Annotated in this window: 20 protein-coding genes and 1 pseudogene; 13 read left to right on the top strand and 8 right to left on the bottom strand. The window is 62.3% G+C overall.

The genetic code is table 11. The features are described from left to right. Nucleotides 1-281: 281 nt before the first annotated feature. The gene (locus tag NKH71_RS20165; protein ID WP_023718239.1) at nucleotides 282-1,391 is read right to left on the bottom strand and encodes a Gfo/Idh/MocA family protein; all 1,110 of its coding nucleotides are present in this window, start codon (nucleotides 1,389-1,391) and stop codon (nucleotides 282-284) included. A 153-nt stretch (nucleotides 1,392-1,544) separates the two neighbouring features. Here NKH71_RS20165 and NKH71_RS20160 point away from each other — a divergent pair, with 153 nt between their 5' ends. Further along, entirely contained in the window at nucleotides 1,545-2,390 is an 846-nt protein-coding gene (locus NKH71_RS20160; RefSeq protein WP_023718238.1) for a MurR/RpiR family transcriptional regulator, read from the top strand. Here NKH71_RS20160 and NKH71_RS20155 read toward each other — a convergent pair. Beyond that, complete coding sequence (locus NKH71_RS20155; RefSeq protein WP_502900405.1) at nucleotides 2,387-3,250, bottom strand: AraC family transcriptional regulator; 864 nt, start codon at nucleotides 3,248-3,250, stop codon at nucleotides 2,387-2,389. The genes NKH71_RS20160 and NKH71_RS20155 overlap by 4 nt on opposite strands. Before the next feature lie 167 nt (nucleotides 3,251-3,417). Between NKH71_RS20155 and NKH71_RS20150 the strand changes: the two genes are divergently transcribed. The 9 genes from NKH71_RS20150 to phnN all read left to right on the top strand — a co-directional run bounded on the left by NKH71_RS20150 (nucleotide 3,418) and on the right by phnN (nucleotide 12,905). Continuing rightward, nucleotides 3,418-4,146, top strand: a complete 729-nt coding sequence (locus tag NKH71_RS20150; RefSeq protein ID WP_023718236.1) for an SDR family NAD(P)-dependent oxidoreductase — start codon at nucleotides 3,418-3,420, stop codon at nucleotides 4,144-4,146. 201 nt (nucleotides 4,147-4,347) lie between these two features. Continuing rightward, nucleotides 4,348-6,282: a bifunctional 5-dehydro-2-deoxygluconokinase/5-dehydro-2-deoxyphosphogluconate aldolase gene (locus tag NKH71_RS20145; RefSeq protein ID WP_023718235.1), complete on the top strand. Its 1,935-nt coding sequence runs from the start codon at nucleotides 4,348-4,350 to the stop codon at nucleotides 6,280-6,282. 35 nt (nucleotides 6,283-6,317) lie between these two features. Then, nucleotides 6,318-8,162 carry a 3D-(3,5/4)-trihydroxycyclohexane-1,2-dione acylhydrolase (decyclizing) gene (gene iolD / locus NKH71_RS20140; protein ID WP_352895291.1) on the top strand — a complete coding sequence of 615 codons (1,845 nt, stop codon included), beginning with the start codon at nucleotides 6,318-6,320 and terminating at the stop codon, nucleotides 8,160-8,162. 46 nt (nucleotides 8,163-8,208) lie between these two features. Next, nucleotides 8,209-9,126 carry a myo-inosose-2 dehydratase gene (gene iolE, locus NKH71_RS20135; protein ID WP_023718233.1) on the top strand — a complete coding sequence of 306 codons (918 nt, stop codon included), beginning with the start codon at nucleotides 8,209-8,211 and terminating at the stop codon, nucleotides 9,124-9,126. Between the two features lie 42 nt (nucleotides 9,127-9,168). Then, nucleotides 9,169-9,387, top strand: coding sequence for a DUF3329 domain-containing protein (locus NKH71_RS20130; RefSeq protein ID WP_023718232.1), 219 nt, complete (start codon nucleotides 9,169-9,171; stop codon nucleotides 9,385-9,387). A 2-nt stretch (nucleotides 9,388-9,389) separates the two neighbouring features. After that, nucleotides 9,390-10,199: a 5-deoxy-glucuronate isomerase gene (gene iolB / locus NKH71_RS20125; RefSeq protein ID WP_352484309.1), complete on the top strand. Its 810-nt coding sequence runs from the start codon at nucleotides 9,390-9,392 to the stop codon at nucleotides 10,197-10,199. 152 nt (nucleotides 10,200-10,351) lie between these two features. Then, entirely contained in the window at nucleotides 10,352-11,059 is a 708-nt protein-coding gene (locus tag NKH71_RS20120; protein ID WP_023718230.1) for a DUF1045 domain-containing protein, read from the top strand. Between the two features lie 80 nt (nucleotides 11,060-11,139). Then, nucleotides 11,140-12,279, top strand: coding sequence for an alpha-D-ribose 1-methylphosphonate 5-triphosphate diphosphatase (locus tag NKH71_RS20115; protein ID WP_023718229.1), 1,140 nt, complete (start codon nucleotides 11,140-11,142; stop codon nucleotides 12,277-12,279). Further along, a complete protein-coding gene (gene phnN / locus NKH71_RS20110) occupies nucleotides 12,276-12,905 on the top strand; it encodes a phosphonate metabolism protein/1,5-bisphosphokinase (PRPP-forming) PhnN (RefSeq protein WP_023718228.1) in 630 nt (209 codons plus the stop codon). The genes NKH71_RS20115 and phnN overlap by 4 nt, the downstream gene beginning before the upstream one ends. A gap of 90 nt (nucleotides 12,906-12,995) precedes the next feature. Here the strand turns inward: phnN and NKH71_RS20105 are convergent, their stop codons facing one another. From NKH71_RS20105 to NKH71_RS20090, 4 genes are all read right to left on the bottom strand, one after another. Continuing rightward, nucleotides 12,996-13,526: a DUF2231 domain-containing protein gene (locus tag NKH71_RS20105; protein ID WP_023718227.1), complete on the bottom strand. Its 531-nt coding sequence runs from the start codon at nucleotides 13,524-13,526 to the stop codon at nucleotides 12,996-12,998. 151 nt (nucleotides 13,527-13,677) lie between these two features. After that, a complete protein-coding gene (locus NKH71_RS20100; protein ID WP_023718226.1) occupies nucleotides 13,678-14,673 on the bottom strand; it encodes an ABC transporter permease in 996 nt (331 codons plus the stop codon). A 23-nt stretch (nucleotides 14,674-14,696) separates the two neighbouring features. After that, nucleotides 14,697-16,241 (bottom strand): sugar ABC transporter ATP-binding protein, encoded by a 1,545-nt coding sequence (locus NKH71_RS20095; RefSeq protein WP_352846938.1) that lies wholly within the window; start codon nucleotides 16,239-16,241, stop codon nucleotides 14,697-14,699. A gap of 113 nt (nucleotides 16,242-16,354) precedes the next feature. Next, the gene (locus NKH71_RS20090) at nucleotides 16,355-17,317 is read right to left on the bottom strand and encodes a sugar-binding protein (RefSeq protein ID WP_352484310.1); all 963 of its coding nucleotides are present in this window, start codon (nucleotides 17,315-17,317) and stop codon (nucleotides 16,355-16,357) included. Nucleotides 17,318-17,770: 453 nt separating this feature from the next. On the opposite strand from NKH71_RS20090, the gene NKH71_RS20085 reads away from it, so the two are divergent. Beyond that, nucleotides 17,771-18,877, top strand: a complete 1,107-nt coding sequence (locus NKH71_RS20085; protein ID WP_031193752.1) for a LacI family DNA-binding transcriptional regulator — start codon at nucleotides 17,771-17,773, stop codon at nucleotides 18,875-18,877. A gap of 78 nt (nucleotides 18,878-18,955) precedes the next feature. Beyond that, nucleotides 18,956-20,098: an alpha-hydroxy acid oxidase gene (locus NKH71_RS20080; protein ID WP_352495024.1), complete on the top strand. Its 1,143-nt coding sequence runs from the start codon at nucleotides 18,956-18,958 to the stop codon at nucleotides 20,096-20,098. Between the two features lie 46 nt (nucleotides 20,099-20,144). On the opposite strand, the gene NKH71_RS20075 is transcribed toward NKH71_RS20080, so the two are convergent. Next, nucleotides 20,145-20,459 (bottom strand): antibiotic biosynthesis monooxygenase family protein, encoded by a 315-nt coding sequence (locus NKH71_RS20075; RefSeq protein WP_352484312.1) that lies wholly within the window; start codon nucleotides 20,457-20,459, stop codon nucleotides 20,145-20,147. A 744-nt stretch (nucleotides 20,460-21,203) separates the two neighbouring features. Then, nucleotides 21,204-22,104 (bottom strand): annotated as a pseudogene (locus NKH71_RS20070) (LysR family transcriptional regulator). Nucleotides 22,105-22,567: 463 nt separating this feature from the next. On the opposite strand from NKH71_RS20070, the gene NKH71_RS20065 reads away from it, so the two are divergent. After that, a complete protein-coding gene (locus tag NKH71_RS20065) occupies nucleotides 22,568-23,614 on the top strand; it encodes an alpha/beta hydrolase (protein WP_352790305.1) in 1,047 nt (348 codons plus the stop codon). The last annotated feature ends 27 nt before the right edge of the window (nucleotides 23,615-23,641 follow it).

Raw genomic sequence — 23,641 nt, 5'->3', positions numbered from 1 at the left:
CAAGACGTCAAATCCCCCGCAAACAAGCGAACAACCGCCGCAACCCCGCCGCCGCAAGCTTTTGCTCATGACTGCGCAACAGGTCCCTTGTGGGAGAAGGTGGATCGGCACGCAGCGCCGAGCCGGATGAGGGTGCTGGAAGAAACTCGGCGTAAAATATTGAGGGATTTTAAGCGCTTATTTCTTCGCTGTAGCGATCCGTCCAACACCCCTCATCCGACCGAGCTTCGCTCGGCCACCTTCACCCTCAAGGGGAGAAGGGGAAGCCAGCGCCGGGCTTACTACCGCACAGCGATCCAGCGCTGTTCCGCGAACGAGCGCGCCATCGCGTGCACCGTGCGCTCGATCTCCAGGCCTTCGTCGAAGTCGATGATCCGCGCCGGCTTGCCGGCAAGCCGCGTCAACAGTTCCCGGCATTCGATGATCTTGAGGTCATTAAAGCCAAGGCCGTGGCCGGGCGCCGGCAGGAAGGCGTCGTAAGGCCTGTGGTGCGGGGCAACCAGGACTGTCCGATAGCCTTGCTCCGTCGGTCGGTCGGCTGTCAGATAGAGCTGGAACTCGTTCATCCGCTCCTGGTCGTACAGGATCGAGCCCTTCGAACCAAAAATCTGGATGGCGATCCGGCCCTTGCGGCCCCAGGCCGAACGGTTGACCAGCAACGTGCCGGCAATGCCGTTTTCGAGATGCATCAGGATGCTGGCGATGTCATAGGTCTCGACGGCGCGGCGCCCGCCCGAGGCGACGCGGCGTTCGGCATAGGGCCTGGCCATGTCGCACATGACTCGGGCGACGCGGCCGAACAGTACCGCTATGAGCGACAGCGGATGCACGGCGAAATCGTCGAGCGCGCCGTAACCGGACGCCGCCTCGTGCTTCCAGAAGAACAGCGCCTCCGGATCGGCCATGAAGTCCTCGTCCATCTCGATACGCAGATGGTTGACCTCGCCGATGATCTTCTCGTCGAGCAGCGCGCCGATATGGCGGATCGCCGGGTTCTGAATATAGTTATAGCCCAGCGCGGCAACCTTGCCGGATTTCCGCGCGGCCGCAGCCATCGCTTGCGCCTCCGCAAAACTTGGCGCCATCGGTTTTTCACACCACAGATGCTTGCCGGCTTCGAGGATGGCGATGGCCATTTCCGGGTGGAACTGGTTCGGCGTAGTCAACGAGATGACATCGACGTCGGGATCGTCGACGACTGCGCGCCAGTCGCCGGAGGCCTTGGCGAAGCCGAATTCGCTGGCACGGCGTTTGGCAAGGTCCTCGTTGACCTCGCCCAGATGGACCAGCCTTGGCTTGTCGACATCGGGGAAGACGGTGCCGACCGCGTTCCAGGCAATGGCGTGGCACTTGCCCATGAAGCCCGTGCCGATAAGACCTACCCCGACCATCCGCTTGCCTCCCTGTGTGCAAAATTTTGTGTGGATGAATTAGTCCATTTTGTTTGCAAATGGAACGCTTGTCTCATTTTTTATGGTGTTCTTGCACAGGTCCGCTATGATGGGGCACAGAGGGAACCGACGATGAGCCTGGGCGGAGCGACGATGGACGAACGGGTGCCGCGCGATTTCGAAACGCTGCGGGCGACGATCCTGGAGCGGCGTCAGAGCCTGCCGAAACGTATCGCCCAGATCGCCGCCCATGCGCTCGACAACCCCGACGATATCGCCTTCGGCACCGCTGCCAGCATCGCCGCCTCCGCCGGTGTTCAGCCTTCGACCCTGATCCGCTTTGCCCAGCAGCTTGGCTTTGACGGTTTCACCAGCCTGCAGCTGGTGTTTCGCGAGCGCCTGCGCGAGCGCAACTCGTCCTACGATGAAAGGCTGGCGGCATTGCGCGCCAAGGCCGAGGAAGGCGCCGGGCACCGGGCGATTTTCGACGGTTTCGTCGCCGCAGCCAGCACCTCGCTCAACGACATTTCGCGCACGCTGAATGAAGACCATTTCGAAGACGCAATCGCCGTTCTGGCCAAGGCGGAAACCATTTATGTGCTGGCCAAGCGGCGCTCCTACCCGGTCGCCTCCTATATCGCCTATGCGTTGGGCAAGCTCAAGATCCGCAACCAGCTGATCGAATCGGCCGCCGGCCTGAACGCGGAGATGATCGGCTTTGCCTCTCCAAGGGATGCCGTCATCGCCATCAGCTTTTCGCCCTATGCCCCTGCCACCATCGAGGAGGCGCGCGTCATTTCGGAGCAAGGCGTGCCGATCGTGGCGATCACCGACAGCTCTTTTTCGCCGCTCGCCCAATTCGCCAGGGTCTGGTTCGAGGTCGCCGAGGCCGATTTCGCCGGCTTCCGCTCGCTGTCGGCGACGATGGCTTTGGCCATGGCGCTGACCGTTGCCGTCGGCGAGAAGCGGCGCGATAGCGGCCGCAAGCGCAAGGCCTAGATCACCTCTATTGCCGTTTCGCCTTCTGCCAAAAGCCGCGCTGCGTCGCGGGCAGGCGGCGACCCGAACTGGCGGGCATACTCCCGGCTGAACTGGGAAGCACTCTCATAGCCGACAGCGAAGGCGACACGCGCCACGTTGCCCGGCTGAGCAATCAGCAGATGGCGGGCTTCCAGCAAGCGGATTTGCTTTTGATACTGGATTGGGCTCATGGCCGTCGCCGCCTTGAAGTGACGATAAAACGCAGCACTGCTCATATGGGCGATCTCGGCCAGATCGCCGACCCGGACCGGCTGATGGGGGTGCGAACGGATCCAGGCGATCGCCCTGCCGATCCGGGACAGATGGCCATCGGCGCGCGCAAGTTCACGAAGCTTTCCGCCCTGGGGGCCTTGCAGGAGCCGAAACAGCATCTCCCGCTCGAGCATGGTCGCGAGCACGGGAATCTCCGCTGGCCGGTCAAGCAACCGCATCATTCGACGCAACGCGTCGAGCAGATCGTCATCAACGGGAGTGGTGGAGAAGAAACTGTCGCCACCGAGGGCTGGCGCGTGCTCGACGAGGAGCGCGGCGACGGCTTGCAGGTCAAGGGTCAAGCCAATGGCCAGATAAGGACGCGCCGCGCTCGCTTCGACTATCTGGCTGATAGTGGGCGTCTCGACAGTGTAGATGAAATAGCTGGCCGGCTTGTAACGAAGAGCCCGGGAGCCGATCAGGACCGTCTTTGCGCCCTGCAATACGAATAAGATCCCCGACCCCCACACACCCGGCAATGGTGCCGTGGCGACTTCGCTGCAGCCGATCGAAACGCGGGGAACCGCCGTTGTTGTTCGTCGCCCGCGCGCATGGCGGCCGGCGATCTAGATCAACTCCTGCAGCGCCTCGTTCATTGCGCCAGCATCGCGCATTCACGCTGGCCGCGCAACAGCGTGAGAGGATTAGGCAAGAGCCTGAGAATTTCCGGCGCGCGGCGCCCGCTGCCTCGCGCCATTTGTGGGTCTTCCACAAGAAAAATGGAGAGACCGAAATGACGACTTCGAAGACCGCGCTGGTGACCGGCGCCAACAAGGGTATAGGCCGCGAAATCGCCCGGCGACTGGCGACCATGGGCTTCAAGGTCTGGCTCGGCGCCAGGAGCGCCGAACGCGGCATGGCGGCGGCGCAGGCATTGTGCGCGGAAGGCCTCGACGCAGAGTGGCTTGAGCTGGACGTCACGAGGGATGACAGTGTGAAGGCGGCAGCCAAGGCGCTCGGGCAGGCCAGCCCCTGCCTCGACGTGCTGGTGAACAACGCCGGCGTCGCCATCAATTACGACCTGCCGCCGAGCCAGCAGCGGATCGCCGACATCCAGGCCACCTACGACGTCAATGTCTTCGGCCCGATCCGCGTGACACAGGCATTCCTGCCGCTGCTGCTGGCAGCACCTGCTGCCCGTATCGTGATGGTGAGCAGCTCCACCGGGTCCATCGGCCGGGCGCTCGATCCCGCCACCGCGAATCACGCCGTCAATATGATGGGCTACGGCAGCTCCAAGACAGCCTTGAACGCCATCACCGTGGGCTTCGCCAGGGAGCTCGCGCTCCAGGGCATCAAGGTCAACGCCGCGGCGCCCGGCTATACCGCCACCGATCTCAATGGGTATAAAGGTCAGCGCACGGTGCAGCAGGCAGCCGAGATCGTCATTCACCTGGCGACCCTGGACGCCAATGGCCCGACCGCCGGGTACTTCAACGATGACGGCCCGCTTCCTTGGTAAATCAGCTGGTTTCAGCGGCAGACGCTTGACGTTCGTCTGACTTCAAAGTTTCTCACCGCGCCGGCCTTTGCAGAGCACTTTTCGGCCTTGGGAATGCTCGTTCCATATTGACTATGGATTGGAATTATTATTTCATATTACCGGCGCCACGCTGCCGCTCGCGCGTGTTACCCAAGACAACAAAGCCGATGGGAGGTTCGAATGGGCGAAGCCGTGGAAGCGAGACATGCGCCGCTCGACATCATCACGATCGGCCGTGCGTCCGTCGATCTCTACGGCCAGCAGATCGGCTCGCGCCTGGAAGATATCACCTCCTTTGCCAAGTCGGTCGGCGGCTGTCCAGCCAATATCGCGGTCGGCACTGCCAGGCTCGGCCTGCGCTCGGCGTTGCTCACCCGCGTCGGCAATGAGCAGATGGGCCGCTTCATCCGCGAGCAGCTGACCCGCGAGGGCGTTTCGGTCCAAGGCCTCAAGACCGATCCGGAGCGGCTGACCGCCCTGGTGCTGCTGTCGGTCGAGGATGAGGGCGTCTCGCCGATGATCTTCTATCGCAGCGATTGCGCCGACATGGCGCTTTCGGAAGACGATATCGATGAGGCCTTCATTGCTTCAGCACGCGCGGTCGTCGTCACCGGCACGCATTTTTCACGGCCCAACAGCGACGCCGCGCAACGCAAGGCGATCCGTGTCATGAAGGCCAAGGGCGGCAAGGTGGTGTTCGACATCGACTACCGCCCTAACCTGTGGGGCCTCGCCGGCCATGCCGAAGGCTTCGAGCGCTATGTGAAATCCGACCGCGTCTCGGCGCAGTTGAAGACGGTGCTGCCCGACTGCGATCTCATCGTCGGCACCGAAGAGGAGATCATGATCGCCTCCGGCGCAGACGATTGCCTGAGCGCGCTGAAAACCATCCGCTCGCTGTCGACGGCGACCATAGTGCTGAAGCGCGGTGCCATGGGCTGCATCGTCTATGACGGGCCGATCAGCGACGATCTCGAGGACGGTATCGTCGGCAAGGGGTTTCCGATCGAGGTCTACAATGTGCTCGGCGCCGGCGACGCTTTCATGTCGGGCTTCCTGCGCGGCTGGCTCGGCGAGGAAAGCCTGGCGACGGCCGCGACCTGGGCCAATGCCTGCGGCGCCTTTGCCGTATCGCGGCTGCTCTGCGCACCTGAATACCCGACTTTCGAGGAATTGCAGTTCTTCCTGAAAAACGGCAGCAAGCATCTGGCGCTGCGCAAGGACGAGGCGATCAACCACATCCATTGGGCGACCACGCGCCGGCGCGACATCCCCTCTCTGATGGCGTTCGCCTGCGACCACCGCGTCCAGCTGGAGGACGTCGCGGCAAAGGCCGGCGCCGATCCGTCGCGAATCCCGGCTTTCAAGGTGCTGACGGTCAAGGCTGCGGCAAAGGTCGCGGCTGGCCGCGGCGGCTATGGCATGCTGCTCGACGAAAAATACGGGCGCGAGGCGATGTTCGAATTCGCCCACCATTCCTTCGCCTGGCTCGGCCGGCCGGTCGAGTTGCCGGGTTCGCGGCCGCTTCGCTTCGAGTTCTCGCAAGACATAGGCTCGCAACTGACCGAATGGCCGGTCGACCACTGCATCAAATGCCTGTGCTTCTATCATCCCGACGATCCCGCGGCGCTGAAGAGCGAACAGCAGCAGAAACTGCGCGCTTTGTTCGAGGCCGCGCGGAAAGTGGGGAGAGAACTTCTGGTCGAGATCATAGCCGGCAAGCACGGCAAGCTCGACGACATGACCATCCCGCGGGCGCTTGAGGAACTCTACGCACTCGGCATCAAGCCCGACTGGTGGAAGCTCGAACCGCAGGCATCGACCGGCGCATGGGCAAAGATCGAGGCGGTGATCCTGAAGAACGATCCGTGGTGCCGCGGGATTGTACTGCTGGGTTTGGAAGCACCGCAGGACGAATTGGAAGCGGCCTTCGCCGCCACCGCCAAGGCGCCCATCGTCAAGGGTTTCGCTGTCGGCCGTACCATCTTCATCAACGCGGCCGAACAATGGCTTGCCGGCAAGATGTCGGACGATGAGGCGGTTGCCGACATGGCGTCGCGCTTCGAGAGGCTGACCGAGGCATGGCTTGCCGTGCGCGGCCGCAAAGCAGCATAAGAAGGCGCGGCATAAGGACTGCGGAGGAAAACGACATGACCAAGACAATCCGCCTGACGATGGCGCAGGCGCTGACCCGCTTTCTTGCCCAACAGATGGTCGAGATCGACGGCAAGAAAGTGCCGATCTTCGGCGGCGTCTGGGCAATCTTCGGCCACGGCAATGTCGCCGGCGTCGGCGAGGCGCTCTACCAGGTCCGCGACGAATTGCCGACGTTCCGTGCCCATAACGAGCAAGCGATGGCGCATGCGGCGATCGCGTATGCCAAGTCCAATTTCCGCCGCCGCTTCATGGCGGCGACCAGTTCGATCGGCCCTGGCGCGCTGAATATGGTGACGGCGGCAGCACTTGCGCATGTAAACAGGTTGCCTGTCCTGTTTCTGCCCGGCGACGTCTTCGCCAATCGCATTCCCGATCCCGTCCTGCAGCAAGCCGAGGATTTTTCCGACGGTACGGCGACGGTCAATGACTGCCTCAGGCCGGTGTCGCGCTATTTCGACCGCATCACCCGGCCGGAGCAGATCATGCCGGCGCTCAACCGCGCCATGCAGGTGCTGACCGATCCGGCTGAGTGTGGCCCGGTAACGCTGGCGCTGTGCCAGGACGTGCAGGCCGAGGCCTATGATTATCCCGAGAGTTTCTTTGCCGAGCGGCTCTGGACCCAGCGGCGAGCGCGCCCGGACCGCCAAGAGTTAGCAGCTGCAGTGGCGGCGCTGAAGAGCGCGAAGAAGCCATTGGTGATTGCCGGCGGTGGCGTGCTCTATTCGCAAGCGTCGGATGAATTGGCGAAGCTGGCGCAAGACGCTGGCATTCCGGTGTGCGAGACGCAAGGCGGCAAATCCTCGCTGCCCGACGATCATCCGCTGAACATGGCGGCGGTCGGCGTTACCGGCACTTCGGCTGCCAACAGGCTGGCCGAAGAGGCCGACGTCGTGCTTGCCGTCGGCACCAGGCTGCAGGATTTCACCACTGGCTCCTGGGCGTTGTTCAAGAATTCCGGCAAGACCATGATCGGGCTCAACGTCCAGCCTTTCGATGCCGGAAAGCACCAGGCGCTGCCGCTGGTCGCCGATGCGGCTGAAGGGCTCGCCGAACTCGGTGCGGCGCTGAAAGGCTGGAAAGCTCCTTCTGGCTGGACCGACAATGCGATCAGCGGCAAGAAGGACTGGCAGGCGGATGCCGGCAAGGTGACGGCGTCGACCAATGCCGCCTATCCGTCCGACGCGCAGGTGATCGGCGCCGTACAGCGCGCCATGGGCTCCGGCGTGGTACTGCTCCATGCCGCCGGCGGCTTGCCCGGCGAATTGCACAAGCTATGGCAGGCGGGCGCGCCCGGCTCCTATCATGCCGAATACGGCTTCTCGACCATGGGCTACGAAATCGCCGGCGGGCGTGGCGGCAAGATGGCCGAGCCCGACGAGGAGGTTGTGGTGATGATCGGCGACGGCTCCTACCTGATGCTCAATTCCGAGGTCGCTACGTCGGTGATGCTCGGCCTCAAGCTGACCATCGTGCTGCTCGACAACCGCGGCTATGGCTGCATCAACCGGCTGCAGATGGCGACCGGCGGCGCCAACTTCAACAATTTGCTGAAGGACGCTCGTCACGAGACCTTGCCCGAGATCGACTTCGCCGCGCATGCTGCAAGCATGGGTGCGATTGCCGAAAAAGTGGCGTCGATCGCCGGGCTGGAAACGGCCCTGGCGCAAGCGAAGAAGAATACGCGAACGACCGTGCTGGTCATCGACACCGACCCGCTGGCTTCGACCGAGGCCGGTGGAAGCTGGTGGGATGTCGCAGTGCCGGAAGTCTCGGCACGGCCGCAAGTGAACGCGGCGCGCAAGAAATATGAGGAAGCGCTGAGCGGGCGGCGGTTTTAACGCGCCCGCCAACGCCGCCTCGAATGTCAGAAATTGGAGTGACGACTTGAAAGCCAAACTGGGCATGTCCCCGATTGCATGGTGGAACGACGATCTTGCCGAACTCAGCGATGATGTGTCGCTGGAGGAGTGCCTGCGCCAGTCGCGCTCGGCCGGCTTTACCGGCATGGAAATGGGCCGCCGCTTTCCCAACGATCCGGAGATCATGCTGCCGATCCTGAAAGAGGCCGACGTGACGCTGTGCGGCGGCTGGTTCTCCGGGACGCTGGTCGACGAAGACATGGCGAAGAACAAGGTTCGTATCCAGCCGATGATCGACCTGTTCAAGGCGGTGAATGCGCCCTGCATCGTCTATGGTGAAGTCGGCCGTTCCATCCAGGGCGACCGCTCGAAACCGCTTGCCATCAAGCCGAGGCTGTCGGACGATGAGATGAAAGCCTACGCTAGGCGGCTAACCGAGTTCGGCGAATGGTGTGCCGGGCAAGGCATGCCGCTCTCCTACCATCATCATATGGCGGCGGTGATCGAGACCGAGCCGGAGCTCGACGCTTTCATGCGCTATTCGGGAGAGGGCATTCCGCTGCTGCTCGATGCCGGTCACCTGGCCTTTGCCGGCGGCGATGTGCTGCGCGCGATAGACAACCACCACCGGCGCATCAACCACGTGCATGTCAAGGACGTACGCATGCAGGTGATCCAAAAGCTGGATCGCAACAAGCAATCCTTCCTCGACGCGGTAGCACTTGGTGCCTTCACCGTGCCGGGAGATGGATCGCTGGATTTTGGCGCCATCGTCCAGAGGCTCGCCAACCACGGCTATGAAGGCTGGTTCGTGGTCGAGGCCGAGCAGGATCCGAAGAAGAACCCGCCACTCAAGATGGCACAGGTCGGCTACAAGGAATTGATGCGGGTGATGACGGCGGCCGGCTATACGGTTGAGACACTGGGCTTTCCCAATGCTTGAGAGTTCGCGAGGAAGGGCTGACCCGATGCCGGCGTTTATCCGATGAAAGACTCCGAGCACCCGTTTTTCCGGCCTTTGTGGCGGCGCGTCGCCATTGTCGCGGTCTGCCTGGTCTGGTCGGTGATCGAATTCGCTACCGGCACGCCGTTCTGGGGCGTGATCGCGCTCGGCTTCGCCGGCTATGCGGTCTGGCAGTTTTTCTACCTCTACAAACCGGCCGACGAAGACAAGCCATCGGCAAACGCCAAACCGAAGGAATGACCATGTCGAAGCTGCTCGTCAAAGCCAATAAGGGCCACGGCCGCATAGCCCATGTGACGCCGCAAAACGCCGGCTGGACCTATGTCGGCTTCGATCTGCATCGGCTGAGGCCCGGCGACACCGCTTCCGGGCAAACCGCGGATCGTGAGGTCTGTCTGGTATTCGTCACCGGCAAGGGCAAGGTCAAGGCCGGCGGCAAGGATCTCGGGCTCCTGGGCGAACGCATGTCGCCGTTCGAGGGCAAGCCGTGGTCGGTCTATGTGCCGCAGGGCTCGGAGTGGTCGGTGAGCGCCGATACCGATCTCGAACTCGCCGTGTGCTCGGCGCCGGGGCTTGGCGGCGGTCTGCCGGTCCGCATCATTGCGCCGAAGGATCTCGGCCAGGAGACCCGCGGCAAAGGCACCAACACGCGCTACGTCACCAACGTCCTGCCGGAGGGCGAGCCGGCCGATTCCCTGCTGGTGGTCGAGGTCATCACGCCCGGCGGCCACACATCGAGCTATCCGCCGCACAAGCACGACCAGGACAATCTGCCGGCCGAATCCTATCTCGAAGAGACCTATTACCACCGCCTCAACCCGCCGCAGGGCTTTGCTTTCCAGCGCGTCTACACCGATGCCGACCAGAACGGCTCTCGTTCGCTCGACGAGGCGATGGCGATCGAGGACGGCGACGTCGTGCTGGTACCCAAGGGTTATCACCCCTGCGCCGCCTGCCACGGCTATGATCTCTATTATCTCAACGTCATGGCCGGACCGAAGCGGACGTGGAAATTCCACAACGCGCCCGAGCACGAATGGCTGATGGCCTGACCGTTTCCCCTTCGCTTCTCAACCGCTGGTCCAAGCCGAAAAAATCGTCGGCTAATGACCAGGCTGTGTCGTTTTGTTACCGAAAACGCTGCAAAGCTTCGTCATTTCGTCATGCAAATCGCCTATGGCAGCGGGGCTGACGAGGAACTTCGATGCGCTACGCGATCTATTTCACCCCCCTGCAGGACGAACCGCTGGCGCGGATCGCCGCCAATTGGCTCGGCCGTGATCCCTTCGGTGCCGCCACGAGGCCGGTCGAGGCGGTGGGCGAGTTGTCGGCAGCGGAAGTTGCCTTCCATACCGCCTCGGCGCGCCGCTACGGCTTTCATGCGACGCTGAAGGCGCCCTTCCGGCTGGCTTCAAACGAGACGGAGGCCTCGCTTCGCGCCGCACTCGACGATTTTGCCGAGGCGACGCCGGTGGTGACGGTCCCGCGTCTCGTCGTCAGCCAGATCGACAGCTTTTTCGCGCTCGTGCCGGAAGCACCGCTGCCGGGGCTCAACCGTTTCGCCGATGATGTGGTGCGCGGCTTCGACCGCTTTCGCGCGCCGCTGACAGACGCGGAGATTGAACGCCGCAGCCCCGACTCGCTGAAGCCCGATGAGTTCCGCAATCTCTGCCAATGGGGCTACCCCTATGTCTTCGAGACGTTTCGTTTCCATATGACCCTGTCCGGCCGGGTGTCGTCACAGGAAAGCCCTCGTCTTCGCCTAGCAATCGACAGCCTGTTTGCGGACGTGCTGCAACGGCCGGTGCCGGTGGACGCGCTGACGCTGTTTGTCGAAACTGAGCCGGGTGCGCCGTTCATGGTGCTGTCCCATCACGCGCTCGGGCGCCGCCCGGCCAGAAGAACTGCCTGAGATGACTATTTCCTTTAACCGCATTGTGCGACGCCAATCCATTTTCAGTTGGCTGCAAAATGCTCCGAGGACTGCCTGAGATGACCGCCGAGACCGTTCTTGACAACGCCCGCATCGTGCTTGCCGACCAGATCGTCGAAGGGTCGATCGTGCTGCGCGACGGCGTGATCGCCGACATTGCTCCCCGCGCTGGCCGCAGCGGCGAGGACATGGGCGGCGACTTCATCATCCCTGGCCTGGTCGAGCTCCACACCGACCATCTCGAAGGCCACTACGCGCCACGGCCGAAAGTGCGTTGGAACCCGATCGCCGCGGTGCTCGCCCACGACGCGCAGGTGGCGACCGCCGGCATCACCACCGTGCTCGACGCCTTGCGCGTCGGTATGGACGAGGACGCCGACCTGACGGCCGCCGACATACGCAAGCTGGCCGAGGCGATTGAGGACAGCGTCCAGCAGGACCGGCTCAGGGCCGACCATTTCATCCATCTGCGCTGCGAGGTTTCGGCGCCGGACTGCCTCACAGCCTTCGCCAATTTCGACGGCGACGAGCGGGTCAGGCTGGCGTCGCTGATGGACCACGCGCCGGGACAGCGGCAATTCGTCGATCTCGAAACCTATGCGTATTACTACCAGCGCAAGCTGAAGCTGACCGATCGCGATTTCCAGAAATTCTGCGAAAAGCGGATGGCGGAATCGGCGAAGAACTCGAGCCCGAACCGCAGCTTCATCGCCGCTGCGTGCAAAGAGCGCGGTATCGTGCTCGCCAGCCATGACGACGCAACCGTCAGCCATGTCGATGAAGCGATCGAGCAAGGCGTCCGTGTCGCCGAGTTCCCGACCACCGAGGAGGCGGCTCGGGCTTCGAAAGAGGCAGGGCTCGGCGTTTTGATGGGCGCGCCGAACGTCATGCGCGGCGCTTCGCATTCGGGCAATGTCTCGGCCCGCACACTGGCCGGCGACGGCCTGCTCGATATCCTGTCATCGGACTACATTCCGTTCAGCCTGATCCAGTCGGCCTTTTTCCTCGGCGACGTGGTCGAGGGCATCTCGTTGCCTCAGGCAGTGGCGATGGTGTCGAAGAACCCGGCCGAGGCTGTCGGCCTCACCGATCGCGGTGTCATCGAGCCCGGCCGGCGCGCCGATCTGGTTCGCGTGCGCGTCGACGATCACGTCCCGGTTGTCCGCACGGTGTGGCGGCAGGGACGGCGGGTCGCATGATGGTGTCGGCATCGGTCGAGCGTGAATTGTCCGCCGCGGGATTTCCAATCCGCGACGGCGTCTTCGTCGCCGTCGTCGGACCGAGCGGTGCCGGCAAGGACACGGTGATCGGCTATGCGCGCGCCATGTTTGCCGACGAGAGCCGACTGGAGTTCGTTCGCCGGGTGATCACCCGGCCGAGCGATGCGGCCACCGAGGATCACGATACGCTAGCCGACGCTGCCTTCGTCGAGGCCGAAGCGGATGGCGCCTTCGCGATTTCCTGGGAGGCGCATGGCCTGCGCTATGGCATCCCGGCCGAAGTCGACTGGTCAGTCTCCAACGGCCGTGTCGCGATCGCCAACGTCTCGCGCGCGATCATCCCGACGCTGCGGGACCGCTACGCCAATCTGGCTATCGTCGAGATCACGGCTGCACCGGAGATCCTGGCCGAGCGGCTGGCCTTGCGCGGGCGCGAGTCGCGCGGCGAAGTGCTGGCACGGCTGGCGCGCAGCGCCAATGTGGCGCTGTCCGGACCGGGCGTCACCTCCATCGACAATAGCGGCCCTCGTGAAGCCGCCGGCGAGCGCTTCACCGAGGTGCTGCGCAAGGCCATGGCCTTCTCCGACATGTCGGGCCTCATCTAAGGCGCGCCCATCCGATGCATTCGGGATGGGCGCTACTTGTCTAACCCATATCTTTTTGGAAACCGGTATCCACTGTTCGGGATCATGGCCTCATGCGGCGTGCCGATCCCGACCAGCGTGATGAGTATCCGTGCTAGTGGTTGTCGAAGGCTTCGCTGGTGCATCCGCCGGTGTATCCAGAACTGCAACGTGATGCCGATAGACCATCTCCCAGCCCTTCCAGCCGGTGAACAGCAGTATGCAGACCACTATGAACGACAACAGCGCGCCCCACGGTCGGACCGCGGCCTCGGCGCCTTGAGCATAGCGAAGGTAGAAATTGATCAGAGCCACAACGACCGCGGTCAAGTTGCCCAGCATGTGGTACCAGGCGTCGGACAAGGCGCGAATGCGCGGCTCGTTGAGGAAGTCGATAAAACCAGCTGTCGCAGCGAGAAGCGCCATTACGATAGCTGCCCCGATCAGCCACATCGATGCCCGTGCCCAGAAGGCGTCGGCAGTCCCCCAGAAAACCAGGTCGGTGACAAAGGCACCGACAAGAAACGCGACAGGAAAAGGTATCAGCATCGGGTGGAGGGGGTGAGTTCCTATCTTTGCGGTACTTACTGGATTCATGGGCATGGGACGCCTCCGCGTAGCAAAGCTTAAATAAACGCTCAGATACGGGTTTCGTTCCAAATAGAGATTAACCTGAACTGCTGTCGCGAAGCTCAGGCTGACCTTTTCATGCCTGCCAATGGCAGTCGGCGTATTTCATCCAGCTATTTTTGCGTCATTCCGCGGCAGCACCCGCCACGCCCTTGCGGGTGGCTTCCAGCATCCGCCGCCGCGCCCTGAACACGCCCCATTGCTGGTCGACCAGAACGCCGATGAGGATCACCCCGCCCATCACGGCGAAGTTGAGCGAGGACGGGATACCGAGCAGGTTGACGAGGTTCTGCAACTCCTGCAGCAGCACCGTGCCGAGCAGGACGCCGATCAGCGAGCCTTCGCCGCCGCGCAGCGAGAAGCCGCCGAGCACCGCTGCCGCGATGGCGTAGAGCTCGTAGAACTGGCCGTGGCTCGCCGGCGAGATCGAGCGTGTGTACATGGCGAAATAGATAGCCGACAGCGCCGTCAGCACGCCGCAGATGACATAGGCGGCCATGACGATGCGGCCGGTGCGGATGCCGGAATATTTCGCCGCTTCCTCGTTCTTGCCGATGGCGTAGAGATATCGCCCGAACACCGAACGGTGCAGCACCACCCACATGACGACGGCGATGACGATCAGCGCGATGAAACTGTTCGGCACGCCCCAGGACCGCCCCGCCGTCAGGAACTCGAGTTCCGGGAAGTTCTGTCCGAAGGCAAAGCCGGCGGTGCCGTCGGCGGTATAGAAGCGCGCCACGCCGCGATAGATCAGCAGGCCGCACAAGGTCACCACGAAAGGCTGCAATTTGAGCCGGGTGATCAGCCAGCCATGCGCCAGCCCGATGATGCCGCCGAGCACCAGGATCAGCGGCAGGGCGACCGGCCAGGCCATGCCGCGCGTGGCGATGAAGTCGATGAACAGCACGCCGAGCAGCGCAACCACCGAGCCGACCGACAATTCGATGCCGCCGGTGATGATGACGAAAGCCTGGCCGATCGACAGGATGCCGAACAACCCGATCAGGTTCGAGGTGTTGGCGAGATTGATCGGCAGCAGGAAGCGCGGGTTGATGATCGCTACCACCGCGCCGACCGCCAGGATCAGGATCAGCAGGCCGAGATCTTTCTTGCTCATCGTCGTCTCCCAATGCCGGCGAACTATTTCGGCTGCTTGCCGACCGCCAGCAGCAGCACGTTTTCCTGGCTGAACCGTTCCTTGTCGAGAATGCCGGAGATCTGGCCTTCATGCATGACGGCGATGCGGTCGGAAACACCGATCACCTCCTCCATGTCGCTGGAGATCATCAGCACGGCGACGCCGGCATCGGCCAGCGCCCGCATCAGCCCGTAGATCTCGGCCTTGGCGCCAATGTCGATGCCGCGTGTCGGCTCGTCGAGGATCATCACCTTCGGCTTCATCGCCAGCCATTTGGCCAGCACGACCTTTTGCTGGTTGCCGCCCGACAGCGTGCCGGTACGCGTCTGCACGGAGGGCGCCCTGATGCCCAGATCGGTCTTCTGTTTCTCGGCGGTGGCGGCCTCGGCGCTGGCCGAGACCAGCGAGCGCCGCGAATGCGCCGGCAGATTGGGCAGCGAGATGTTCTGGGCAATCGACAGATCGAGCAGGATGCCGGTCAGCTTGCGGTCTTCCGGGACGAGGAAAATACCGTTGGCCACTGCGTCCGCGGCCGAACCAAGAACCCGATCTTTTCCGTCAAGTTGGAACGAGCCGCCAAAGCTCTTGTCGATGCCGAACAGCACGCGCGCCAGCTCCGTCCGACCGGAGCCGACGAGACCGGCAAGGCCGAGGATCTCGCCATGCCTGACGTCGAGGTCGACGGGCCGGTCGGGATAGGCGGCGGTGCGAATGGCCTTGACCGACAGCGCGACAGAGCCCGGCGGGCGCGCCGATTCTGCGGCCTTCTCCCTCTCCTTGAGCATGCGGCCGATCATCAGCTTGACCATCTGGTCGTGATTGATGGCGCTCTTCGGCAAAGTTCCGGCGAGCATGCCGTCCCTGAGCACGACGACGCGGTCGGCGACGCGCTCGACCTCGTGCAGGCGGTGTGAGATGAAAATGACGCTGATGCCGTCTGCCTTCAGCGCCTTGATGACACCAAGCAGCTTGTCGGTTTCGGCGATCGGCAGGCTCGAGGTCGGCTCGTCGAGGATAACCAGCCTTGCCTTGATCGACAGCGCCTTGGCGATCTCGACCATTTGCTGCTGGGCCAGCGACAGCGCCGATACCGGCGTATCGGCCGAGAAATTGGCGCCCACGCGTTTGAGCAGCGGCGCCGCCAGCGCTCGCAGCCTGGCGCGGTCGACCAGCTTGAGCGGGCCGGCGCGCAGCGGTTCGCGGCCGAAGAAGATATTGGCGGCAACGTCGAGGTTTTCGAACAGGTTGAGTTCCTGGTGGACGAAGGCGATGCCCGAACCGATGCTGGCCTCGACAGTCAGCCCGTCATGGGCGGCGCCATCGACAATGATGGTGCCGGTGTCCGGCCTGGTGACGCCGCCGAGGATCTTCATCAGCGTCGATTTGCCGGCGCCGTTTTCGCCGACCAGGCCGATGACCTCGCCGGGCCTGACCTCGATCGAGAACCCGTCCAGCGCGACAACGCCGGGATAGGTCTTGCGCACACCGTTGAGGCTCAGGAACGGAGCGTCCGTGGATGCAACGATGGATGGGTCGGAATAATTCATCACGCCTGACAGCAGCCGGTGAGCCGTTTTGGACTCAGACTGACGGGCCTCGCGAGGCCCGTCAATAGAACGCCGGCTCAAGGCGAACCTTGAGCCGGCGCAACCTAGTTTGCTCAGTTTCCAGACATCGCCTTGAGGCTGGCGGCGTAGGCGTCGACATCGTCCTTGCCGATGATCTTGGTCGGGATGATGATCAGTCCATCGGCGGGAACGCCCGACTTGTTGCCTTCGAGATAGGCGGCCATCAGCTTCATGCCCTGATAGGCCCATTCGAAGGGCTGCTGCACGACGGTGGCGGCGACGGTGCCTTCCTTGACGCCGCCCAGCGTGATCGGATCGTCGTCGAAGCCAACGACGGTGATCTGGCCGAGCTTGCCGGCATCGCGCAGCGCCTCATAGATACGCGGCGTGTTGTAGGAATAGAAGCCGACCATGCAGGTGACGTCGGGGCTGGCGACCAGCGCGTCCTCGACGTTCTTCTTAGCGCGGGCCTGGTCGATATCGTCGCCACGCACGTCGACCAGTTCGATCTTGGTGCCGGCGAGGCCGTCCTTCATGCCCTGGATGCGTTCCTTGGCATTGTCGGCGCCGAGCAGGCCGACGAAGCCGAGGCATTTGCCGCCATCTGGCATCGCCTTCTTGGCAATCTCTGCCGCCTGCTTGCCGGCATCGACATTGGACGAGCCGATATAGGCGACACGCTTGGTCTGCGGTGCATCGCTGTCGGTGGTGAACAACGCCGTTTCCGAGGCGATCTTGTTCAGCCCGTCGGTCGACGTCTTGGGATCGACGGCCGAGACCATGATCGCCTTAACACCGGCCGTCACCAGATCGTCCATCAGGCGCTGCTGGATGGCGACCGAGGACTGCTCCGGATATTTGAGTTCTAGATTGTAATTGGGCAATTCGCCTTGAGCCTTCTTGACCCCGGCTTCGGCAGCCTTCCAGAAATCGGAAGCGCCGTTGACGACGAAGGCCAGTGTCGGCTTGTCGTCGGCCCGCGCAATTGCGCTCACGGACAGGCCGAGCAGCAGGGCCGCAGCGGCGACGGACGCATTTCGTATCGCAGATTTCATATTCAACCTCCCATTTGACTCAGTAATTTTCGCTGATGATGAACGTGCCGGCGCGGCTTGGACGCCCTCCTCCTCAGGGTTCCGGCAGCGAAGAACGACGCCATTCCAGCCGCGATCGTCGACTTTAGAGACTCATTCGTCGTTCGTAAATAGTCCGATTTGTCTGACATTTCCTCGAAACGGCAGGCGAGCTTCGGTTGACGGGAACTGTCCGCCACTAGGCTGGCTTACGTTCCGAACATGCGCGGGTTCGATGTTCGTCCGAGCATGATGGATTGACGTTATAGGGCCGCCGGATATTAGTAAAGAGTATTAGTTTAATCGGGATTCTCACAAGAAAGGAGCCTCCCAATGCGCTGTCACGTCGGATTCGCGACTAAATCACTTAAGACGGCACTTATATCTATTAGCATCGCTTTACCTTACAAATGCGAGATTTGAGGGACGAATGACATGAACGAACCACTGCGCGATCCCGTCCTTGAGGGTACAAGGCGGCGCAAGCCGTCCGGGAAAAACCCCAGAGGCCGCGTTACCATGACCGACATCGCCAGGGCCGCCGGTTGTTCGCAGGCGACGGTTTCGTTCGTCCTCAACAACACGCCGGGCATCAGGCTATCGCAGCAAACTCGTGAGCGGGTGATAGAGGCGGCGCGGGCCCTCAGTTATGCGCCGCCGGTGTTTTCCGCCCTGCGAGCCCCGGTTGCCGCTTTTGACGGGCTGGATGGCGTGATCGGCTTCGCCGTCGACCAATTGGCGACCAGCCCGGAGGCGGTCGTCGCCATTGAAGGGGCGCGGCAAGCCTCGTGGAACGCTGGCAATGTACTTTTGGTGGCGCAGACCATGGGCGACGAGGTGATGGAGCCCCGGGCCATCGCGGCGCTGACCAAGCAGGGCATTTCGGCGCTGATCTACATGACCATCTTCACCCGCGAGATCGTCGCGCCGGAGTATCTCTACGGCCTCGACATTCCGGTCATCCTGCTCAACTGCTACACCGCCGACTATGCCTTCCCCGCCGTGGTGCCGAGCGAGATCGCCGGCGGCCAGAGCTCGACCCGGCACCTGATCAGCCATGGCCATCGCCGTATCGCCACCATCACCGGCGAGCCATGGATGCAGGCGGCGCAGGACCGGCTGAAGGGCTACCGCCGGGCGCTGGCGACAGCCGACATCCCGTTCGACCCGGCCTTGGTCGTCGAAGGCGATTGGTCGGCGAGCGCCGGCTATGCCGCGACCATCAAGCTACTGGCGCTGAAAGACCGGCCGACCGCCATCTTCTGCCAGAACGACCGCACTGCGATCGGCTGCTACGAGGCGCTGAAGGAGGCCAGCCTGCACATCCCCCAGGATATTTCGGTGGTCGGCTATGACGACGAGGAGATCGCGCGCCATCTGTTCCCGCCGCTGACGACGTCGATCCTGCCGCATATGGCGATGGGGCAATGGGCGATCGAGCAGCTGGAAGTCCCCGCCCCTCCCGGTCGTGGCCGCCATCCCATCACCAAGCTCGAATGCCCGCTGGTGGAGCGGGAGTCGGTTGGCGCGGTGGCGGGCTGACGCGAGGCGGCGGAATAGTCGGCGATCGACAATTGCATAGGCTTGACATCGCGCCCCGCATAGATCCGATTGAGCCCTATGAGGTTGCAAAGCTGCTATAATTTTCAGGACTTTCGCAGGCTGGCCAGACAGCGCCTGCCAGGACCGATCTTCGACTATATCGATGGCGGCGCGGACGACGAGACGACGCTGCGGCGCAACACGGCTGCGTTCGAGGACTGCGACCTCGTCCCAAACGTGCTTGCCGGTGTCGGGCAGATCGACATGTCGGTCACCGTCATGGGCCAGAAACTGGCGATGCCGGTCTATTGTTCGCCGACGGCTCTCCAGCGGCTGTTTCACCATAGCGGCGAGCGCGCCGTCGCCGCGGCGGCGGAGAAGTTCGGGACGATGTTCGGCGTCTCGTCGCTCGGCACGGTCAGCCTGGAGGAAGTCCGCAAGCACAGGACGCCGCAGGTCTATCAGTTCTATTTCCACAGGGATCGCGGCCTGAACCGCGCCATGATGGAGCGCGCCAAGGCGTCCGGCGTCGAGGTGATGATGCTGACGGTCGACAGCGTCACCGGCGGAAACCGCGAGCGTGACCTGCGGACCGGCTTTTCCATCCCCTTTCGGCTTACGCTCGGCGGCATGATGCAGTTTGCGATCAAGCCGAGATGGGCCATCGACTATTTGACGCACGAAAAGTTCAGCCTGCCGCAGTTGGACGGCCATATCGATCTCGGTGGCGGAGCGCTTTCCATCAGCCGCTATTTCACGGAGATCCTCGACCCGTCGCTGGATTGGAAGGACGTCGAAGACATGGTCCGCTTCTGGAACGGCCAGTTTTGCCTGAAGGGAATCATGAGCGTTGCCGATGCCAGAAAGGCCGTCGACATCGGCTGCACCGGCATCGTTCTGTCAAATCATGGCGGCAGGCAGTTGGACGGCTCGCGCAGTCCCTTCGACCAGCTGTCAGAGATCGTCGACGCGGTGGGCGACAGGATCGACGTGATCATCGACAGCGGCGTCCAGCGCGGCACGCATGTCCTGAAAGCTCTGTCGCTGGGCGCCAAGGCCGTCGGCCTCGGGCGCTACTACCTCTTCCCGCTCGCAGCGGCCGGACAGGCCGGCGTCGAACGGGCGCTCGGCCTGATGCGAACCGAGATCGAACGCGACATGCGGCTGATGGGATGCAGGTCGGTGGCAGAGCTTTCCAGGGGGAATGTGCGGTTTAGGTGAGGCAGCCGGAAGTGGCGCACGGCATAAGCTTTTCGAAGTGCGAACACTATACCGACCGGCCGCCGCTCCTGCCGTCCGTGTCGAAGACGGCCTCGCCGGAAACAGCATCCGTATATCCGCCTTCAAGCTGCTGCAACGTATGCCGGAACCGATCAAGATTGCCGAGCATTGTGGGCCTGGCATCGACCATGTGCTGGAAAGTGTCCCACTCTCCAATCGAGAAGAAGGCGCCATCTCCCGATTTGATGAGAGCCATTTTTCGCAATCCCTCGAAGTTGCGCGGAGCGCTGCTGAACAGTTCGACGAATTCGTCTTCACTACCCGGCTTGACCTGGAAGCGGACGCTGTTGAACGCCGTCATGTACGTTCCCCCGTGAAAGACCTGAAGAAGCTCGAATATGCGAAAGCCCTAAGGCACTCAAACCCTTCGAACACGTGTACAGGAAAATCGGAAGGTTGGCTTCAGTCACCTCCTGCCGAATGCCCCGTTTCTGGCGCTATTTTGCCAGGTAGAGGACGACGCTCGATCTCAATCGGTACGCCCTTCCGACCGGCAATGAAACGCGCTGTTAACGCCGTTCGCGGGTGACAGGATGTTGGCCGCAGTTCGAAGGTATAATCTGCGTCTCGCTGTCAGTTGCGGAGGCGAAAATGAACGTGCTTCGGATTGCGCTCTTGTGCACGGCCATGATCGACCTTGGAATGCCGGCTGTTCGCGCTGAGGATCGGCCTGTGCCGCCGAACAACGAAGCCGCCACAGTGCAGCCGCCCGTTCATTGTGAAGGCCAAAACTGTCTCCCGCCGGCGAACGATCCTGTGCAGGAATGCACCGGCCAAGATTGCACGCCAGTTCCGCCAACTGAACCAGGTCCGGAGGTCAAGCAGGCCGACTGAGCAGCTTCAGCCGACACCGCTCTTTTGGCAGGGATGGCGCTCACTCCTCGCGATCTTCCGGCCGCAGGCGATAGATTCTGTTACCTATGTTCCCGGGGTGGGCATGAGTTTAATGGCGCCGCATCGGGGCGATGATGAGAACTCTGCCTATTGCCCCTAGAACACTCCCAAATGGACGTGAGCCAATCGCGCGGGTTTAGATCCTCTCTCTTCATTCCCGATGCCGCAATGCGTCGACAATAATCTTGAACGCAGGAAGGTTTTGGCGGCGGCTAGGATAATAGAGGAAATAGCCATCGAAGAAGGGCGACCAGTCGTCGAGGACCTGCACCAGCAACCCTGAGGCGACGTGCCGCTCCACGATGTTCTCGGGAACATAGGCGATACCATAGCCACTCACCGCGGCGTCGATCATGACGTAGGTGTTGTTGAAGGTACGTTGACCGTCCACACGGACACGCAGCGCCTGTCCATCCTTCTCGAATTCCCAGGCATCAGGCATAAAGACCGCCGGCGGTCTCGTGGCGCATGTTGATGCAGACATGGCGGATCAGGTCCTGCGGATGGACAGGCACACCGTGCGCCGCGAAGTATCGCGGCGAAGCCACGGCGACCAGGCGCCAGTCCGGGCCGATGCGGACCGCGATCATGTCTTTCTCGACGCTCTCTCCAAGCCGGACACCGGCGTCAAAGCCTTCCTCGACGATGTTGCGGAAGGTGCTGTCCAGGATCAGTTCGACGCCGATGTCGGGATAGGCGCTGAGGACCGGCTTAAGCTTCGGCCAGACCACGCTTTCGAGCGCGTGGTCGGACAGGGTCAACCTGATCGAGCCTGACGGCTTTTCGCGGAACGCCATCAGCGCTGCGATCTCGTCTTCGATTTCACCAATGCGCGGGGTGATCGTCTGTAGCAGCCTTTCGCCCGCAAAGGTCGTCGCGACATTACGCGTCGTGCGGGTCAGAAGGCGTATGCCCATGCGTGTTTCGAGCTGCTTGATCGTGTGGCTGAGCGTCGATTGCGCGACGCCGAGCTTTGCCGCTGCCTTGGTGAAGCTGCGCTCTTCTGCGACGGCCTGAAACCACGTCAATTGGTTGAGATCGGTTCTGGCCATGAGCTTCCTTCGTTTGCCATCTCGCAACAGATTATTCGACGTAGTCGATTAGTTCATGCCAATTTCGACGGGTAATCGTTTTATGGCAAAACCACTAGGTTTGCATTGCAACAATTCAGCGGGACCGAACCATATGGCGATCGCCGCCACAGCAGATGCAGGTAGCAACCGGACAGGCGATTTCGATCAGCGGCCTCTTCGCGGTGGCTGCGAGCATGGTCATCACCACTGCTCGGTGCCGTGGTCGGCGGGCTGCTGCTGGCTGGCATGTCAATCTTCGCCGCGTTCGTCGGCAGCGTGATTCTGGCCGGCAATGGGCCGCGTCTGCTCAAGCCTGAATGACCAGCAGGATCGGCCAATCTCAAATCCACTCTAACCTTGCAGGAGATCATAGATGCCTACGAACATCCCTGACGCAACAAACCAGAAAGCCCCGGCCCGAAACATCCACCGGCGTGAGTTGATGAAGCTGACCGGAACAGGCATCGCCGCATTCGGCGCGATGTCACTTGGAAACCTAACCTTCGCAAAGGCTCAAGACATGTCCAACGGTGCAAACAATTTCTATACGAGCGATCAGGTGACGCTGCAGAAAGTCACCTTCAAGAGCCAATACCAGATGAATGTCGCGGGGAATCTGCTCGTTCCCAAGAACCTTGACCGCAATGCACGTCATCCGGCCATCGTCGTCGGCCATCCAATGGGCGCGGTGAAAGAGCAAAGCGCGACCCTCTATGCCACCAAGATGGCCGAGCAGGGTTTCATCGCCATGGCGATCGACCTGCCCTTCTGGGGCGAGAGCGAAGGCGAAGCCCGTCAGATCGTTTCGCCGGATGTCTATGCAGAAGCGTTCAGCGCAGCGGTGGATTTCCTTGGAACACGCGCGTTCGTCGACCGCAATCGCATCGGCGCGATTGGTGTCTGCGGCAGCGGCAGCTTCGTCATCAGCGCCGCCAAGATCGACCCGCGCATGCGCGCCATCGCCACGGTCAGCATGTATGACATGGGCGCGGCGAACCGAAACGCACTCAATCACTCGCTAAGCGTCGAGCAACGCAAGCAGATCATCGCGGCGGCCGCCGAGCAGCGCTACTCCGAATTCGAAGGCGGCCAGATCCAGCATACGGGCGGAACTGATCTCGAACTGACCGCGTCGACGCACCCCATCCAGCGTGAGTTCTACGATTTCTATCGGACATCCCGCGGAGAGTTTACCCCGGCGGGTGTCTCCGACCAGATAACGACCAAGCCGACGCTGACCAGCAACGTCAAGTTCATGAACTTCTACCCGTTCAACGATATCGAGACGATCTCGCCGCGCCCGATGCTGTTCATCAGCGGCGATCAGGCGCATTCGAAGGAATTCAGCGAGGAAGCCTACAGACTGGCAGCCGAGCCGAAGGAACTGGTTTGGGTCCAGGGCGCCGGTCACGTCGATCTCTACGACCGTGTGGACCTGATTCCGTTCGACAGGCTTACCAGCTTCTTCGGTCAGCATCTGGCTGCATAACAGGGCCGTAGCATCGAAGGGTGCGGC

It is taken from the genome of Mesorhizobium sp. M0983, assembly GCF_040318975.1.
Classification (GTDB): Bacteria; Pseudomonadota; Alphaproteobacteria; order Rhizobiales; family Rhizobiaceae; genus Mesorhizobium.
Note: the sequence above shows the minus strand (reverse complement) of the source record. Positions and strands in the feature narration are given on the sequence as shown.

What these genes read in the sequence shown, in the direction of transcription:
- NKH71_RS20165 (WP_023718239.1), bottom strand. Translation starts at nt 1,391, where the DNA reads ATGGTCGGGGTAGGTCTTATCGGCACGGGCTTCATGGGCAAGTGCCAC.
- NKH71_RS20160 (WP_023718238.1), top strand. Translation starts at nt 1,545, where the DNA reads ATGGACGAACGGGTGCCGCGCGATTTCGAAACGCTGCGGGCGACGATC.
- NKH71_RS20150 (WP_023718236.1), top strand. Translation starts at nt 3,418, where the DNA reads ATGACGACTTCGAAGACCGCGCTGGTGACCGGCGCCAACAAGGGTATA.
- NKH71_RS20145 (WP_023718235.1), top strand. Translation starts at nt 4,348, where the DNA reads ATGGGCGAAGCCGTGGAAGCGAGACATGCGCCGCTCGACATCATCACG.
- iolD (WP_352895291.1), top strand. Translation starts at nt 6,318, where the DNA reads ATGACCAAGACAATCCGCCTGACGATGGCGCAGGCGCTGACCCGCTTT.
- NKH71_RS20130 (WP_023718232.1), top strand. Translation starts at nt 9,169, where the DNA reads ATGAAAGACTCCGAGCACCCGTTTTTCCGGCCTTTGTGGCGGCGCGTC.
- iolB (WP_352484309.1), top strand. Translation starts at nt 9,390, where the DNA reads ATGTCGAAGCTGCTCGTCAAAGCCAATAAGGGCCACGGCCGCATAGCC.
- NKH71_RS20120 (WP_023718230.1), top strand. Translation starts at nt 10,352, where the DNA reads ATGCGCTACGCGATCTATTTCACCCCCCTGCAGGACGAACCGCTGGCG.
- NKH71_RS20115 (WP_023718229.1), top strand. Translation starts at nt 11,140, where the DNA reads ATGACCGCCGAGACCGTTCTTGACAACGCCCGCATCGTGCTTGCCGAC.
- phnN (WP_023718228.1), top strand. Translation starts at nt 12,276, where the DNA reads ATGATGGTGTCGGCATCGGTCGAGCGTGAATTGTCCGCCGCGGGATTT.
- NKH71_RS20105 (WP_023718227.1), bottom strand. Translation starts at nt 13,526, where the DNA reads ATGCCCATGAATCCAGTAAGTACCGCAAAGATAGGAACTCACCCCCTC.
- NKH71_RS20100 (WP_023718226.1), bottom strand. Translation starts at nt 14,673, where the DNA reads ATGAGCAAGAAAGATCTCGGCCTGCTGATCCTGATCCTGGCGGTCGGC.
- NKH71_RS20095 (WP_352846938.1), bottom strand. Translation starts at nt 16,241, where the DNA reads ATGAATTATTCCGACCCATCCATCGTTGCATCCACGGACGCTCCGTTC.
- NKH71_RS20090 (WP_352484310.1), bottom strand. Translation starts at nt 17,317, where the DNA reads ATGAAATCTGCGATACGAAATGCGTCCGTCGCCGCTGCGGCCCTGCTG.
- NKH71_RS20085 (WP_031193752.1), top strand. Translation starts at nt 17,771, where the DNA reads ATGAACGAACCACTGCGCGATCCCGTCCTTGAGGGTACAAGGCGGCGC.
- NKH71_RS20080 (WP_352495024.1), top strand. Translation starts at nt 18,956, where the DNA reads ATGAGGTTGCAAAGCTGCTATAATTTTCAGGACTTTCGCAGGCTGGCC.
- NKH71_RS20075 (WP_352484312.1), bottom strand. Translation starts at nt 20,459, where the DNA reads ATGACGGCGTTCAACAGCGTCCGCTTCCAGGTCAAGCCGGGTAGTGAA.
- NKH71_RS20065 (WP_352790305.1), top strand. Translation starts at nt 22,568, where the DNA reads ATGAAGCTGACCGGAACAGGCATCGCCGCATTCGGCGCGATGTCACTT.